Origin of the sequence: Streptomyces sp. NPDC005393, from assembly GCF_040606675.1 — a bacterium.
Taxonomy (GTDB): domain Bacteria; phylum Actinomycetota; class Actinomycetes; order Streptomycetales; family Streptomycetaceae; genus Streptomyces.
On sequence record NZ_JBEXFG010000064.1, the window covers coordinates 16,971 to 31,851 of the forward strand.

A 14,881-nucleotide genomic window follows, 5' to 3' on the forward strand; every position below is an offset into this window, starting at 1 on the left:
CGGGGCGAAACGCTGTTCAGAGGTATGTCAGCGGCTGTCGTGCTCCTCCACGAGCTCGCGCGCCCGCTTCACATCGACCGCCATGCGCTCCAGCAGCGCCTCGATCGAGTCGAACTTCTCCTGGCCCCGCAGATACGCCAGGAAGTCCACCTCGACATGCAGGCCGTACAGATCCAGTCCGACCCGGTCGATCGCGTACGCCTCCACGGTCCTCTCGGTCCCGTCGAACTGCGGGTTCGTACCGATCGAGATGGCCGCGGGCATCACCTCGCCCTGCGCCGTCAGCCAGCCGGCGTAAACGCCGTCGGCCGGGATCGCGGTGTGCGGCAGCGTCTCCAGATTGGCCGTCGGGAAGCCCAGCTCACGGCCGCGCTGGGCGCCGCGCACCACCACGCCCTCGACGCGGTGCGGCCGTCCGAGGACCTCCATCGCGCCCGCGACGTCGCCGTCCGCGACCAGCCTGCGCACCAGCGTGGACGAGAACGGCTCGCCGTCGCCCGCCTCACCGCGCTCGTACAGGTCGACGACCTCGACCTCGTAGTCGTAGGTGGCGCCGAGCTCGCGCAGGACGGCGACGTTCCCGGCGGCCTTGTGGCCGAAGCGGAAGTTGGGGCCCTCCACCACGACGCGCGCGTGGAGCCTGTCGACGAGCACCTTCGCCACGAAGTCGCCGGCGGTCAGCCGGGAGAACTCCGTCGTGAACGGCAGGATCAGCACCGCTTCCACGCCCAGCTCCGCCATCAGCTCCGCACGCCGCTGATGGGTGGCGAGCAGCGGCGGATGGCTGCCGGGCCGTACGACCTCGCTCGGGTGCGGGTCGAAGGTAACCACGACCGCCGGTACGCCCAGCTCACGCGCCCGTGCCACCGTACGGCCGATGATCAGCTGGTGTCCTCGGTGCACCCCGTCGTAGGAGCCGATGGTGACGACGCTGCGTCCCCAGTCCTCGGGGATGTCCTCCAAGCCACGCCAGCGCTGCACTTTGCCCGCTCCTCGCCCGAACCTTTGTCTGTCGACTTCGCAGGTCTAAGACTGCCATGCCGTCGGGGCGCACCGTGCATCGGTGGTCGCTCCGGGCGCCCGGCTCGCTGTCGCCACGGCCGTCCACTGCGGTCGTCAGGGGTATCTGAAGGCGCCTCGCGCCCCCTTTCACTCCCACGATGCTCTCAGAGCGCCCGCACGGTGGGGTGAATTCGGGCCCCGCAGCGGAAAGACACCGTAAGGGGGTTGATTGGGGGGTCGCAACGCACCGCAGGACGGCGCAGGCCGCCCCGCGGTGCGGGACGGCCTACTGGGTCGGGGGCGGCCCGACGTGGCCGCGAGACGGCCTCACAGCCGCTCACACGGCGGCCTCATACGAAGACGGCCAGGCTTTTCGCCTTGCCCTTCGACTCCTCCACCAGGGCCAGAAAGCGCCCCTCCGGGCCGAAGACCGCGACCGGCCCCCGCGCGCTGGGCGCTCCCTCCTCCGACGCCATGCCGATGCGTACGCCGTTGCCCAGCAGCCGGGCCTGGTGCGCGTCCACGTCCCAGCGCGGGAAGGCGTCGGCCGCGGCCTCGGCGATGGGCAGGATCTGGAGGGATTCCTCGAGCTGTGCCAGCGTCCGCGCCGTCTCCAGGCCGTACGGTCCGACGCGGGTCCGGCGCAGCGCCGTCAGATGGCCGCCGACGCCGAGCGCGGCGCCCAGATCGCGTGCCAGTGCCCGGATGTACGTACCGGAGGAGCACACCACCGTGACGTCCAGGTCGAGGACGGTGGTGCCGTCCTCCGCCTTAGCCTCGCGGTCCCCGTGGAGGACGAAGGACGAGACGGTCACCGGCCGCGCCGGGATCTCGAACTCCTCGCCCTCCCGCGCCCGGGTGTAGGACCGCTTGCCGTCGATCTTGATGGCGCTGACCTTCGACGGGACCTGCTGGATGTCTCCGGTCAGCTCGCCGATCCCGGCGTGGACGGCGCCGAGCTCGATGCCGGCGGCGCCGTCCGAAGAGGTGATCTCCCCCTCCGCGTCATCGGTGACGGTGGTCTGGCCGAGCCGGATGGTGGCCTCGTACTCCTTCTCGGTCAGCGCCAGATGCCCGAGCAGCCGGGTCGCCTTCTCGACGCCGATAACGAGCACGCCCGTGGCCATCGGATCCAGCGTCCCCGCGTGGCCGACCCGCCGGGTCCCGGCGAAGCGGCGCATCTTGGCGACGACGTCGTGCGAGGTGAAACCGGCCGGCTTGTCGACGATCACCAGGCCGTCCGGCGCACCGGATCCTGCCCTGCTCTTGCGCGTCATACGTCCGAGGAGCCCTTGCCGTCCGTCCGCGGCCCCTCGGCCGCGTCGTCCTCGTCGTCCTCCGCCTCGTCCTCGCCCGGCTTGCGGTACGGATCGGCCTCCCCGGCGTACGCGGCGCCCGAGGACGCCTCCCGGACCTGTTCGTCCGCCGCCTTGGCCTTGGCGAGCAGATCGTCGATGGTGCGGGCGTTGTCCGGCAGCGCGTCGGGGACGAACGTCAGGGTCGGGGTGAAGCGCACCCCGGTCTGCCGTCCGACCTCCGACCGCAGCACGCCCTTCGCGCTCTCCAGGGCCGCGGCCGAGGCCGCCCGCTCCTCGTCGTCGCCGAAGACCGTGTAGAAGACGGTCGCCTCCCGCAGATCACCGGTGATCCGGGTGTCGGTGATGGTCACATAGCCGAGCCGCGGGTCCTTGATCCGTCGCTGCAGGGTCTCCGCGACCACGACCCGGATGCGGTCCGCCAGCTTGCGTGCCCGCGCGGTGTCGGTCATGCGTCTTCTTCTCTCTTCTTCGCTTCAGTCATCGATGGTCAGGGACGGTCATCGACCGTCGGCCCCGGCCTTCATTCATCATCGCCGCCGTGGAACCGCCGTCGCGCCGACAGCAGCTCCACCTCCGGCCGCGCCGCGACCAGCCGCTCGCAGCGGTCGAGCACCTCCGTGAGATGGCCCGCGTCCCCGGAGACCATCGCGAGGCCGATCTCGGCCCTGCGATAGAGGTCCTGGTCGCCGACCTCCGCCACGCTCACCGCGAATTTGCGGTGCAGCTCGGCGACGATCGGCCGGACGACGGAGCGCTTCTCCTTCAACGACCGTACGTCGCCGAGGAGCAGGTCAAAGGACAACGTCCCTACATACATGCGGTCCGGGTCAAGCCACCCGTGGGGCCTTAGGTATCCAGGCTTCTCGAACCGTACACGCAATGGCCGGGGCCGATCGACGGAAATTTCTCCGCCGACCGGCCCCGGATGAGAGGCAGCGCGTCAGCCGCGCGGCTTCTCGCGCATCTCGTAGGTCGCGATGACGTCGTCGACCTTGAGGTCGTTGTAGCTGCCGAGGTTGATACCGCCCTCGAAGCCTTCGCGAATCTCGGTGACGTCGTCCTTGAACCGGCGCAGACCCTCGATGTTGAGGTTCTCCGCGATGACCTTGCCGTCGCGGACGAGGCGCGCCTTGGTGTTCCGCTTGACCTCGCCGGAGCGGATGAGCACACCCGCGATGTTGCCCAGCTTGGACGAGCGGAAGACCTCGCGGATCTCCGCCGTACCGAGCTCGACCTCTTCGTACTCCGGCTTGAGCATGCCCTTGAGGGCCGCCTCGATCTCCTCGATCACCTGGTAGATGACCGAGTAGTAGCGGACGTCCACGCCCTCGCGCTCGGCCATCTGCGTGGCACGCCCATCGGCGCGCACGTTGAAGCCGATGACGATGGCGTCGGAGCCGGTCGCCAGGTCGATGTCGGTCTCGGTGACCGCACCCACACCGCGGTGCAGCACGCGCAGGTCGACCTCTTCGCCGACGTCGAGCTGGAGCAGGGAGGACTCGAGGGCCTCCACCGAACCGGACGCGTCGCCCTTGATGATGAGGTTGAGCTGCTGTACCTGACCGGCCTTGAGCACCTTGTCCAGGTCCTCCAGGGAGACCCGGCGGGTGCGCTTGGCGAAGGCGGCGTTGCGCTCACGCGCAGCGCGCTTCTCGGCGATCTGGCGGGCGGTGCGGTCCTCGTCGACGACGAGGAAGTTGTCGCCCGCGCCGGGCACGTTGGTCAGACCGAGCACCAGGACCGGGGTCGCCGGGCCCGCCTCGTCCAGGGCGTTGCCGTTGTCGTCGAGCATCGCCCGGACGCGACCGTACGCATCGCCGGCGACCATCGTGTCGCCGACCCGCAGGGTGCCGCGCTGGACCAGCACGGTGGCCACGGCGCCGCGGCCGCGGTCGAGGTGCGCCTCGATCGCGATGCCCTGCGCGTCCTGCTCCGCGTTGGCGCGCAGGTCGAGCGAGGCGTCCGCGGTGAGGACCACGGCCTCCAGCAGGCTGTCGATGTTCAGACCCTGCTTGGCGGAGATGTCGACGAACATGGTGTCGCCGCCGTACTCCTCGGCCACCAGGCCGAACTCGGTCAGCTGACCGCGCACCTTGGTCGGGTCCGCGCCCTCGACGTCGATCTTGTTGACCGCGACCACGATCGGCACATCGGCCGCCTTGGCGTGGTTCAGCGCCTCGATCGTCTGGGGCATCACACCGTCGTTGGCCGCCACCACGAGGATCGCGATGTCGGTCGACTTGGCACCACGGGCACGCATGGCGGTGAACGCCTCGTGACCCGGGGTGTCAATGAAGGTGATCTTGCGCTCTTCACCATTGACCTCGGTGCCCACCTGGTACGCACCGATGTGCTGGGTGATGCCACCGGCCTCGCCCGCGACGACGTTGGTCTTGCGGATCGCGTCCAGCAGGCGGGTCTTACCGTGGTCGACGTGACCCATGACGGTCACGACCGGCGGACGGGAGACGAGCATTTCCTCGCCGCCCTCGTTCTCGCCGAACTCGATGTCGAAGGACTCGAGAAGCTCGCGGTCCTCCTCCTCCGGGCTGACGATCTCGACGACGTAGTTCATCTCGTCGGCGAGCAGCTGCAGCGTCTCGTCGGAGACCGACTGGGTCGCGGTGACCATCTCGCCGAGGTTGAGCATCACGGCGACCAGCGACGCCGGGTTGGCGTTGATCTTCTCCGCGAAGTCGGTGAGCGAGGCACCCCGCGACAGCCGGACCGTCTGGCCGTTGCCGCGCGGCAGCATCACACCGCCGACGGACGGGGCCTGCATGGCCTCGTACTCCTGGCGCCTCTGCCGCTTCGACTTACGGCCACGACGCGCCGGACCGCCGGGACGGCCGAACGCACCCTGCGTGCCACCACGGCCACCGGGACCACCCGGACGACCGCCGAAGCCGGGACGGCCACCGCCGCCGCCGAAGCCGCCACCGCCGCCGGGACCACCCGGACGACCGGCGAAGCCGCCGCCACCGGGACGACCGGCGCCGGGACCACCGGGACGACCGGCGAAGCCGCCGCCGCCCGGACGACCGCCGCCGCCACCGCCGGGACGACCGGCACCGCCAGGACCGCGACCGCCGCCACCACCACCGGGGCCCGGACGCGGGCCGGCAGCGGGACGCTGCGGCATCATGCCCGGGTTCGGGCGCGGACCGCCGGCACCGCCGCCCGGACGCGGGCCGCCGCCCTGGGCGCCCTGCGGACGGGGCATCTGGCCCGGAGTGGGACGACCGGCACCGCCGGGACCGCCCTGGCCACGGCCGCCACCGGGACCGCCCTGGCCGCCCTGCGGACGCGGGGGGCCACCCTGGCCGCCGGGACGCGGGGCGCCGCCGGGCCGGGGCGCCTGCGGGCGCGCCATGCCGGTGGAGCCACCGGAGGTGAAGGGGTTGTTGCCCGGACGGGGACCGGCCGGACGGGCACCGCCCGGACGCGGGCCGCGCTCCTGACCCGGGCGCGGGGCGCGCTCCTGGCCCGGACGCGGGGCGCCGGAACGGCCGCCCTGGCCCTGGTCACGGCCCTGGCCGCCCTGGCCGGGACCACCCGGACGGCCGCTGGGACGCGGACCGGGCGTAGCACCAGGCTTGGCGGAAGCGCCCGGCTTGGCCGCGGCGGGCTTGGGGCCCGGCGTGGCCGGCGGGGCGGTGAACTCGGGCTGCGCCGGAGTCACGGGCGCGGCCGGACCCGGCGTGGGGCCGGGGGCCGGACGGGCACCGGGCGTCGGGCGCGGGCCCGGAGTGGGCGCCGCGGACGGCGTGCTGCTCGGGCCCTCGGCGGCGGCCGGCTTGGGGCCGGGCGTCGCGGGCTTGGGGGCAGCGGGACGGGCCGCCGACGCCGGACCCGGCGTCGGGGGCTTGGCAGGCGTCGCCTTACGCGGCGCCGAAGGCTTACCGGCGGCGCGGCCGGAGCCGTTGCCACCCTGGAAAGCGTCAGTCAACTTGCGCACAACCGGCGCCTCGATGGTCGAGGACGCCGACCGTACGAATTCACCGAGTTCTTGGAGTTTGGCCATGACGACCTTGCTCTCAACTCCGAACTCCTTGGCGAGTTCGTATACCCGGACCTTAGCCACTTCGCTCCTTTTAGGTCCGGGTTACGCCGGACCGTCGCTACTTCATGGGCGTACTCATCGCGTACTCATCGAGTGCTCATCGCAATCTCGACCTACTTCCGACTCGCGAGGTACCTGACCGCACGGTGTCCCGTGCCGTTCTTCCAACTACTTACGGTGTTGCCTGCTCACCCTGCTCGACAAACCGGCGCAGCGCCGTGGTGTCGAGCGCCCCCGGCCCCCTGAGGGCCCGGGAAAAGGCCCGGCGGCGGACCGCGAGGTCGAGGCAGACCCGTGTGAGGTGCAGATAAGCACCCCGACCGGGCAGCGTACCGCGCCGATCGGGGATACAAACACCCTCGACCGCCACGATGCGCAGCAGATCGTCCTTGGCCGCCCGATCCCGGCATCCCACACAGGTTCTCTCAGGGCAGGCACGAGCACGCGTGCGGCCAGACACTGCTTAAGTCTACCTCCCTGCGCCAACCTCACCCCTTGGGGGGAGTGATCGAACAGTCACACGTTTTCGGCTGGATTCCGGGTGATCACGGCGGGAATCAGCCTTGATCACCCGGCTGTTCGGTGTCCGGCCGGATGTCGATCCGCCAGCCGGTCAGCCGCGCCGCGAGGCGGGCGTTCTGCCCCTCCTTGCCGATGGCGAGGGACAGCTGGTAGTCCGGCACGGTGACGCGCGCCGAGCGCGCCGCCAGATCCACCACCTCGACCTTGCTCACCCGGGCGGGGGACAGCGCGTTCCCCACCAGCTCAGCGGGGTCGTCCGACCAGTCGACGATGTCGATCTTCTCGCCGTGCAGCTCGGCCATCACGCTGCGTACCCGGCCGCCCATCGGGCCGATGCAGGCGCCCTTGGCGTTCAGACCCGAACGGGTGGACCGGACGGCGATCTTGGTGCGGTGACCTGCCTCACGGGCGATCGCCGCGATCTCCACCGAGCCGTCCGCGATCTCCGGGACCTCGAGCGCGAAGAGCTTCCTCACCAGATTGGGATGCGTACGCGAAAGGGTCACCGAGGGCCCGCGCACGCCCTTGACCACTCGTACGACGTAGGTACGCAGCCGGGTGCCGTGGGCGTAGTCCTCCCCCGGGACCTGCTCCTGCACCGGCAGGATCGCCTCGAGCCGGCCGATGTCCACCAGCACGTTCTTCGGGTCCTTGCCCTGCTGGACGACGCCCGCGACGACATCGCCCTCGCGCCCCGCGTACTCGCCGAAGGTGATCTCCTCCTCGGCGTCCCGCAGCCGCTGCAGGATGACCTGCTTGGCGGTCATCGCGGCGATCCGGCCGAAGCCGGAGGGAGTGTCGTCGAACTCCCGGGGCTCCTCGCCCTCCGCCAGGTCCACGGCCTCCTCGCGCGCCCACACGGTCACATGACCGGTGTTGCGGTCCAGCTCCACGCGGGCCCGGCGGCGGCTTCCCTCGGTGCGGTGGTAAGCGATGAGGAGGGCCGACTCGATCGCCTCGACCAGCAGGTCGAACGAGATTTCCTTCTCCCGCACCAAACCCCGCAGGGCACTCATGTCGATGTCCACGGCTACGCCTCCTCCTGGCTCTCGTCGCCCTCGCCCTTGTCCGCGGGCTTGCGGTTGAACTCGATCTCCACCCGGGCCTTGGAGATCTCCTGGAAGGCCAGCCGCCTGGCGGTGGGCTTGCGCCCCTTCACGCCGGGCACCTCCACATCGAGCCCCCCGTCGTCCACGGCGGTGATCCGGGCGACCAGCTCCTCGCCCTCCGCGAGCCGCGCACGCATAAGGCGGCCGACGGCCCGGCGGTAGTGGCGCGGGTCGGTCAGGGGGCGCTCGGCGCCGGGAGAAGTGACCTCAAGAACGTACGGGGTCCGGCCCATCGCGTCCGTGTCGTCAAGCGTCTGGGAGATCGCCCGGCTCAGCTCGGCACACGCGTCCAGCTGCACACCGTCGTCGGAATCCACGATGACCCGGAGCACACGCCGCCGGCCGGCGGGTGTCACCTCGACCTCCTCCAGATCCAGCTCTCGGGCGCTGACGAGCGGTTCCAGCAGCCCGCGCAGCCTCTCGCTCTGGGTGGTGCTCATCCGGGTGACTCCTCGGCCGCGTGTGCTGTTGTGGGAAGGTCGCGTGTCAGCTCAAAGCCTATCTGTTCCGGCGGCGGGCTGACGATTCGGTGGCCGCTGCCGGGCAGATGGGCTTGGCGCGGGTACGCTCCCCTGCTGTGATCACTAACGGCGGCCGGGAGCTGCCGCAGCCCGGAAAGAGGAACGTGTCGATCACGAATCCCCCACCTCGCCCCGCGTCCGCATCCGTCACATCCGTCGCATCCGTTGCATTCGCCTCGTCCGACGCATCCGCCACGCCCGCCGCCGCGGCACCACGGCGGCGAAGTCTGCTGCTGGGCGGCGGGGCGCTGGGGGCCGTCGTGCTGCTGGGCGGCTGCTCCGACGGCTCCGAGCCCCGGCGCGGCACGGACGGTGACGCGTCCGCCGCCGCGAAGCTGCGCGCGCGGGGCGTACGGGACTCCGTCGCGCTCCTCGCGCGCTACGACGCGACCGCCGACGCGCATCCCGCCCTCGCCAAGCGGCTGGCACCGCTGCGGGAGGAGACGGCCCGGCACGCCGCCGTGTTCCGCGGCGAGGACCTGGCCGGGGCCTCGTCCGCGGCGCGGTCGCCCGCGCCCTCCGGTTCCGCTTCGGCTTCGGCTTCCGCGGACGAGGGCGGTACCGGGGTGCGGGCGCCCGAGGTGCCCAAGAACAAGAAGAAGGCGCTCGCCGCCCTCGCCCAGGCCGAGCGCCACACCGCCGACACCCGCACCGCCGCGCTCGTCACCGCGCCGCCCGAGCTCGCCCGGCTGCTGGCCTCCGTGGCGGCCTGCGGCGCCGCCCACGTGTACCTCCTCACGCTGCGTGACGCGGGCTCATGACCACCGGGAAGGGGTACTGATATGGCCAACCGCGCCGTGGCGCTCAGGGCCGCCCAGGCGGCGCTCGCCGCCGAACACGCCGCCGTCTACGGATACGGCGTCGTCGGCGGGCGGATCGGCGACGACCGGCTCGCGGAGGCCCGCGAGGGGTACGCCGCACACCGCGCTCGCCGGGACGAACTCGTCCGCACCGTGCGCGGCCTCGGCGGTACGCCCCAGAGCGCGGCCCCGGCCTACGCGCTGCCCTTCGCGGTGCCGGACGCGCCCGCCGCGGTACGGCTCGCCGCCGAGCTGGAGAACCGGGTCGCCGCCGTCTACTCCGATCTCGTACGGGCCTCGGACGGGTCCCTGCGCCGGCAGGCGGCGGGCGCGCTCCGCGAGGCGGCGGTCCGGGCGGTGCGCTGGCGAGGCGGCGGCGTAGCCTTCCCTGGGCTCACCGAGCACGCCGCACCCGCCGCGCCGTCCGCGTCGGCGAGCGGCGGGTCGGACGCACTCTGAGTGCGCGTGCGAAGCCGCTGACGTTTATGAAGCTGACGAAGTTGATGATCTTGATGAAGGGGGCGGCTCGGGAATGGCATCGGCACCGCGGCCCGGCAGCGGGGACACGGCCCCCGTCCAACCGCCGAAGCGGCTGCTGGACGCGCTGAGCGACGATCCGGCCGGACCCGTCCGCGACTGGCTGGACGCCCTGCCCGAGACGGTTGCACGGCAGCTGGACGACTGGGAGCTCACCCTGGAGCGGGTGCCGACCCCGGGCGGTCTGAGCAGCCTCGTCGTCCTCGTACAGCAGGCCGACGGCACCCCGGCGGCGCTGAAGTTCCCCGTCCCGGTGCCCGACGCGGACCATGAGCGGGCCGCCCTCGCACACTGGAACGGCTGGGGCGCGGCCCGGCTGCTGCGCGCCGACCCGCACACCGGTGCGCTGCTGCTCGAACGGCTCCAGAGCGCGGTGTCGCTGCGCTCCCTGCCCGAGGCGAAAGCGCTGCTGGAAGCCGCGGGCACGGTGCGGCGGCTGTGGGTCCCGCCGCCCGAGGGGCACCCCTTCGCCACGGTCGCGGAGCGCACGGACGAGGAGCGCGAAGTCCTGCGGATACTCGCCGCGGGGGCGTGGGCGGCGGACGCGCGCCCGCTGGTGGACGAGGCGCTGGAACTGCGGGAGGCGCTGCCCGCCGAGGCGCCCGAACAGGTGCTGCTGCACGGCGACTTCCGGCAGGGAAAGGTGCTCGCGGGCGAGCGCGCGCCGTGGCTCGCGGTGGGCCCCGTGCCGGTGGTGGGTGAGCGCGCATACGACTTGGCGCGGCTGGTGCTCGACCGCTTCGAGGACCTGGCCGCCGGGTCCGGACCGGCCGCGGCCGCCCGGCGCCGGGTCACCAAACTGGCCGATTCCCTGGACGTCGACCGCGACCGGCTGCGGGGCTGGGCGCTCTGGCGCGCGGTCGAGGCGGGCCTGCGCCGTGCGGCTGCCGCGGACCGGCGCCGGGCCGAGCTGCTCCTGGAGTTCGCGGGCTGGCTGTAGCCGGGGGGCGCCGTTCCCGAACCCGGGGCGCCGCCCCGGCCCCCGCTCCTCAAACGCCGCCCCGCCCCGGACTCCCGGCACGCCCTTCGGGCGCGTCCTCGAACGCCGGACGGGCTGGATTTCCCTCCCGCCCGGGGCAAGGTGCCGCGGCATGGAGCGGTGCGTGGGATCAAGAACGCATCGCGGACAGGGCTCGCCCGCGTGCCGCGCCAGGCACGCGGCGATGTGGGCGCCCTGGACCACCGCATCCACCGCCTGCGCGCGCTGTACCGCCGAAGCCCCTGGGCCACCCCACCGGTTCCCGGCCGCGCCTCGGCAGGGGCCCGGCGCCCGCCTGCCCGCGCGCGGCGCAGGGCGGGCAGGCGCCGGTCTCCCCGCCGTCAGGCGGTGAGGCGGGAGATCGCCTCGTCGATCGCGAGGTCCTCGCGGGCGCCCGTGCGGCGGTCCTTCAGTTCCACGAGGCCGTCCTTGGCGCCGCGGCCGACGACCAGGATGGTCGGGACGCCGATGAGCTCGGCGTCGGTGAACTTCACACCCGGGGAGACGCCCGCGCGGTCGTCGACCATGACCCGGACGCCCGCCGTGCCCAGCTTCTCGGCGATGTGGAGGGCCAGCTCGGTCTGGAGGGCCTTGCCGGCCGCGACGATGTGGACGTCCGCCGGGGCGACCTCGCGGGGCCAGCAGAGGCCGGACTCGTCGTGGGTCTGCTCGGCAAGGGCGGCGACGGCGCGGGAGACGCCGATGCCGTAGGAGCCCATGGTCACCCGCACCGGCTTGCCGTTCTGGCCGAGGACGTCGAGCTGGAAGGCGTCGGCGTACTTGCGGCCGAGCTGGAAGATGTGGCCGATCTCGATGGCCCGGTCGAGCTCGATGCCGGCGCCGCACTGGGGGCAGGGGTCGCCCGGCCGGACCACCACGACGTCCAGGTACTCGTCGACCTCGAAGTCGCGGCCGCAGACGACGTTGCGGGCGTGGGTGTCGGGCTTGTTGGCGCCGGTCACCCAGGCGGTCCCGGGGGCGACGCGCGGGTCGGCGATGTAGCGGAAGGACTTGCCCGCCAGGCCCTGCGGGCCGACGTAGCCGCGTACCAGGTCGGGGCGGCCCTCGAAGTCCTCGGCGGTGACGAGCTCGACGACGGCGGGGGAAAGGTGCTCGCCCAGCTTGCCGAGGTCGACCTCGCGGTCGCCGGGGACGCCCACCGCGGTGATCTCGCCGTCGACCTTGACCAGGAGGTTCTTCAGGGTGGCCGAGGCCGGGACGCCCAGGTGCTCGGCGAGGGTCTCGATGGTGGGGGTGTCGGGGGTGTCCAGCTCCTCGACGGGGCCGTGCTCGGCGCCCTCGACGGGCGGGACGGTGACCGTGACCGCTTCGGTGTTCGCCGCGTAGTCGCAGTTCGGGCAGGAGACGAAGGTGTCCTCGCCGGCCCCCGCCGGGGCCAGGAACTCCTCGGAGGCCGAGCCGCCCATCGCGCCGGAGACCGCGGAGACGATGCGGTAGTCGAGGCCGAGCCGCTCGAAGATCCGCTGGTAGGCCTGGCGGTGCAGCCGGTAGGACTCGGCCAGGCCCTCGTCGGTGGTGTCGAAGGAGTACGAGTCCTTCATCTGGAACTCACGGCCGCGCAGCACGCCCGAGCGCGGACGGGCCTCGTCCCGGTACTTGGTCTGGATCTGGTAGAGCATGACCGGCAGGTCCTTGTAGGACGTGCACTGGTCCTTGACCGTCTGGGTGAAGATCTCCTCGTGGGTCGGGCCGAGGAGGTAGTCGGCGCCCTTGCGGTCCTTGATCCGGAAGAGCAGGTCGCCGTACTCGTCCCAGCGGCCGGACGTCTCGTAGGGCTCGCGGGGCAGCAGCGCGGGCAGGAGGACTTCCTGGGCGCCGATGGCGTCCATCTCCTCGCGGACGATCCGCGAGACGTTCTCCAGGACCTTCTTGCCGACCGGCAGCCAGGTCCAGATGCCCGCGGCGGCGCGGCGGACGTATCCGGCCCGGACGAGCAGCTTGTGGCTGGCGGTCTCGGCGTCCGCCGGGTCTTCGCGCAGCGTCTTCAGCATCATCGTGGACATGCGCTGGACGTTGACGGCGTGGGCCATGGGGTCTCTCCTGCGTGCGATGGGATGTTCAGGAGGTTAGCCCCAGGGGTCGGGATCCCGGAAATGCGTGATCCGGCTCACCTGCCCGCACCCCGCCCGACGCAGGCCTCAGCGGCGCAGCGGAAGCGGGGCTCCCATGACGGCGTACGGGCTCGGGGCGCTCGGGAAGAGCACCGGGCGGGCGAGGTCGCGATAGCCCAGCGACCGGTAGAGACAGCGGGCCGGGCTGTCGGTGTCGATGGCGGAGAGGATGGAGCGCGGCTGGTCGGCGCCGTCGGTGATGGCGGTGATCAGCCGTCGGCCGACGCCGCGGTTCTGGTACTCGGGGTGGACGTGCAGCTCGGTGATGACGAAGGAGTCGTCCAGCCAGTCCTCGCACCCGGCCGCGCGCAGATACGGCCGGACGACCGTGGACCACCAGTGCGTACGGTCGTTGGGCATGCCGTAGACGAAGCCGACGAGCCGCCCGGCCGGGGTGGTCGCGCCGAGCGCGCGGGCGCCGGGGCTGGTGAGATGGCGCAGCACGATATGGCGCCGTACGCCGATCTCCTCATCCGTCAGCCCGAAGGCGACAGCCTGAACGGCGAGGGCGTCCTCCACGCGCGCGGCGAGGTCGAGCGGTCCGACGACGACGCCTTCGGGTTCCGGGGGCGTCCCCCCGGGCAGATGCAGCATGGCCGGCACCCTATGGCACCCCCTCGCGATCAGAACAGCACACTCATGAAGGCGCCGACCTCCTGGAAGCCGACGCGGCGGTAGGCGGCCCGGGCGGCGGTGTTGAAGTCGTTGACGTAGAGGCTGACCACGGGGGCGACCTCGTGCAGGGCGTAGTTCAGGACGGCCGCCATGCCGGTCTCGGACAGGCCCCGGCCGCGGTATTCGGGGGCGACCCAGACGCCCTGGATCTGACAGGCGTGCGGGGTGGCCGCGCCGATCTCGGCCTTGAAGACCACCCGGCCGTTCTCGACGCGGGCGAAGGAGCGCCCGGCGGCGACGAGCTCGGCGACGCGCGCCTGGTAGAGCAGTCCGCCGTCGCCCGCGAGCGGGGAGACGCCGACCTCCTCGGTGAACATCGCCACACAGGCCGGCATGATCACGTCCAACTCGTCCTTGCGGACGCGGCGCACCAGCGGGTCGGGCGGGACGTCGGCGGGCATCGTGGTGGTGACCATCAGCGGCTGATGGGCGCGGACCTCGCGGGCCGGGCCCCAGCTTGGCTCCAGCAGGGACCACAGCTCGGCGGTGGTGTCGGCGGGGCCGACGATCGAGGAGCAGCGGCGACCGGAGCGGCGGGCGCGCTCGGCGAAGCCGCGTACGGCCTCGGGGGTGGCGCAGATGGGCACCAGATTGGCGCCGGCGTAGCAGAGCGATTCGAGCCGTCCGCCGAAGTACCAGCCCCACATCTCGCCACCCAGCCGCCACGGGTCCAGGCCGGCGACCTGGACGCGGGCGGCGACGAAGGCATTGGAGACGGGGTCGCGGTTGAGGACCGCGAGGGCCGAGTCGAGCTCGTCGGGCTCGAGAACCCTGGTGGTGGACGTCGTCAGCACGTGTCGGTTTGCCTCACCGGTTGCTGGCCTGCAGGCCGGAGGAGTCGATTCTCCGCACTCTACCCCGCCCCCTTTTTCAGGGCTCGGTTCGCCTCCGGGGCGCTAAAGCCTCCCCCTGCCTCCGGCGGGGGGGACCCCTGTCGACGTCGACCGTGCTCGGCCCCTCGTTCCTCGGGGCCTCCGCGCGCTCTCCCTTTCGACAGCGGCGCGCCCCTTCGGCTCGGGCCCAGCCATCGCTGGGACGAGCAGCCGGAACGGATGCGGCTCGGCGGTCAGCCAGTGACAGAGATCTGGGGCTCGCCGGAGGCAATGCCGTCCTTCTCCATCTGCTCGGCGATCTTCATGGCCTCGTCGATCAGGGTCTCCACGATCTTCGACTCCGGCACGGTCTTGATGACCTCGCCCTTGACGAAGATCTGCCCCTTGCC

Annotated in this window: 14 protein-coding genes and 1 pseudogene; 3 read left to right on the top strand and 12 right to left on the bottom strand. The window is 72.2% G+C overall.

What is annotated here, in order from left to right:
- Positions 1 to 27 precede the first annotated feature (27 nt).
- The 8 genes from ABZS71_RS32245 to rimP form a co-directional block, all read right to left on the bottom strand.
- The gene (locus tag ABZS71_RS32245) at positions 28 to 981 is read right to left on the bottom strand and encodes a bifunctional riboflavin kinase/FAD synthetase (RefSeq protein WP_356215683.1); all 954 of its coding nucleotides are present in this window, start codon (positions 979 to 981) and stop codon (positions 28 to 30) included.
- Between the two features lie 371 nt (positions 982 to 1,352).
- Positions 1,353 to 2,279, bottom strand: coding sequence for a tRNA pseudouridine(55) synthase TruB (gene truB, locus ABZS71_RS32250; protein ID WP_355858026.1), 927 nt, complete (start codon positions 2,277 to 2,279; stop codon positions 1,353 to 1,355).
- On the bottom strand, positions 2,276 to 2,770 hold the full coding sequence (gene rbfA, locus ABZS71_RS32255) for a 30S ribosome-binding factor RbfA (protein ID WP_356215685.1): 495 nt from the start codon (positions 2,768 to 2,770) through the stop codon (positions 2,276 to 2,278). The genes truB and rbfA overlap by 4 nt, the downstream gene beginning before the upstream one ends.
- 71 nt (positions 2,771 to 2,841) lie before the next feature.
- Positions 2,842 to 3,138 carry a DUF503 domain-containing protein gene (locus ABZS71_RS32260; RefSeq protein ID WP_355858020.1) on the bottom strand — a complete coding sequence of 99 codons (297 nt, stop codon included), beginning with the start codon at positions 3,136 to 3,138 and terminating at the stop codon, positions 2,842 to 2,844.
- A gap of 123 nt (positions 3,139 to 3,261) precedes the next feature.
- Entirely contained in the window at positions 3,262 to 6,405 is a 3,144-nt protein-coding gene (infB, locus tag ABZS71_RS32265) for a translation initiation factor IF-2 (RefSeq protein ID WP_356215687.1), read from the bottom strand.
- Between the two features lie 151 nt (positions 6,406 to 6,556).
- A complete protein-coding gene (locus ABZS71_RS32270; protein WP_356215689.1) occupies positions 6,557 to 6,844 on the bottom strand; it encodes a YlxR family protein in 288 nt (95 codons plus the stop codon).
- 97 nt (positions 6,845 to 6,941) lie between these two features.
- Positions 6,942 to 7,934: a transcription termination factor NusA gene (gene nusA, locus ABZS71_RS32275; RefSeq protein ID WP_355858012.1), complete on the bottom strand. Its 993-nt coding sequence runs from the start codon at positions 7,932 to 7,934 to the stop codon at positions 6,942 to 6,944.
- A gap of 2 nt (positions 7,935 to 7,936) precedes the next feature.
- Positions 7,937 to 8,455: a ribosome maturation factor RimP gene (rimP, locus tag ABZS71_RS32280; protein ID WP_355858009.1), complete on the bottom strand. Its 519-nt coding sequence runs from the start codon at positions 8,453 to 8,455 to the stop codon at positions 7,937 to 7,939.
- 185 nt (positions 8,456 to 8,640) lie between these two features.
- On the opposite strand from rimP, the gene ABZS71_RS32285 reads away from it, so the two are divergent.
- The 3 genes from ABZS71_RS32285 to ABZS71_RS32295 all read left to right on the top strand — a co-directional run bounded on the left by ABZS71_RS32285 (position 8,641) and on the right by ABZS71_RS32295 (position 10,813).
- Positions 8,641 to 9,297 (top strand): hypothetical protein, encoded by a 657-nt coding sequence (locus tag ABZS71_RS32285; RefSeq protein WP_356215691.1) that lies wholly within the window; start codon positions 8,641 to 8,643, stop codon positions 9,295 to 9,297.
- Positions 9,298 to 9,318: 21 nt separating this feature from the next.
- Positions 9,319 to 9,795 (top strand): ferritin-like domain-containing protein, encoded by a 477-nt coding sequence (locus tag ABZS71_RS32290; RefSeq protein ID WP_356215693.1) that lies wholly within the window; start codon positions 9,319 to 9,321, stop codon positions 9,793 to 9,795.
- Between the two features lie 73 nt (positions 9,796 to 9,868).
- Positions 9,869 to 10,813, top strand: a complete 945-nt coding sequence (locus tag ABZS71_RS32295) for an aminoglycoside phosphotransferase family protein (protein ID WP_356215695.1) — start codon at positions 9,869 to 9,871, stop codon at positions 10,811 to 10,813.
- 380 nt (positions 10,814 to 11,193) lie between these two features.
- Here ABZS71_RS32295 and ABZS71_RS32300 read toward each other — a convergent pair whose 3' ends face one another.
- From ABZS71_RS32300 to ABZS71_RS32315, 4 genes and pseudogenes are all read right to left on the bottom strand, one after another.
- Complete coding sequence (locus ABZS71_RS32300; RefSeq protein ID WP_356215697.1) at positions 11,194 to 12,903, bottom strand: proline--tRNA ligase; 1,710 nt, start codon at positions 12,901 to 12,903, stop codon at positions 11,194 to 11,196.
- 108 nt (positions 12,904 to 13,011) lie between these two features.
- Positions 13,012 to 13,578 (bottom strand): GNAT family N-acetyltransferase, encoded by a 567-nt coding sequence (locus ABZS71_RS32305; RefSeq protein WP_355857994.1) that lies wholly within the window; start codon positions 13,576 to 13,578, stop codon positions 13,012 to 13,014.
- Positions 13,579 to 13,607: 29 nt separating this feature from the next.
- The gene (locus ABZS71_RS32310; protein ID WP_355857990.1) at positions 13,608 to 14,453 is read right to left on the bottom strand and encodes a GNAT family N-acetyltransferase; all 846 of its coding nucleotides are present in this window, start codon (positions 14,451 to 14,453) and stop codon (positions 13,608 to 13,610) included.
- Between the two features lie 272 nt (positions 14,454 to 14,725).
- A pseudogene (locus tag ABZS71_RS32315) lies at positions 14,726 to 14,881 on the bottom strand (4-hydroxy-3-methylbut-2-en-1-yl diphosphate synthase); the annotation flags it as partial.

Excerpts from the sequence above, each read along its gene's own strand:
- rbfA (WP_356215685.1), bottom strand. The coding sequence starts at position 2,770 with ATGACCGACACCGCGCGGGCACGCAAGCTGGCGGACCGCATCCGGGTC.
- ABZS71_RS32290 (WP_356215693.1), top strand. The coding sequence starts at position 9,319 with ATGGCCAACCGCGCCGTGGCGCTCAGGGCCGCCCAGGCGGCGCTCGCC.
- ABZS71_RS32305 (WP_355857994.1), bottom strand. The coding sequence starts at position 13,578 with ATGCTGCATCTGCCCGGGGGGACGCCCCCGGAACCCGAAGGCGTCGTC.
- rimP (WP_355858009.1), bottom strand. The coding sequence starts at position 8,455 with ATGAGCACCACCCAGAGCGAGAGGCTGCGCGGGCTGCTGGAACCGCTC.
- ABZS71_RS32295 (WP_356215695.1), top strand. The coding sequence starts at position 9,869 with ATGGCATCGGCACCGCGGCCCGGCAGCGGGGACACGGCCCCCGTCCAA.
- truB (WP_355858026.1), bottom strand. The coding sequence starts at position 2,279 with ATGACGCGCAAGAGCAGGGCAGGATCCGGTGCGCCGGACGGCCTGGTG.
- ABZS71_RS32300 (WP_356215697.1), bottom strand. The coding sequence starts at position 12,903 with ATGGCCCACGCCGTCAACGTCCAGCGCATGTCCACGATGATGCTGAAG.
- ABZS71_RS32260 (WP_355858020.1), bottom strand. The coding sequence starts at position 3,138 with ATGTATGTAGGGACGTTGTCCTTTGACCTGCTCCTCGGCGACGTACGG.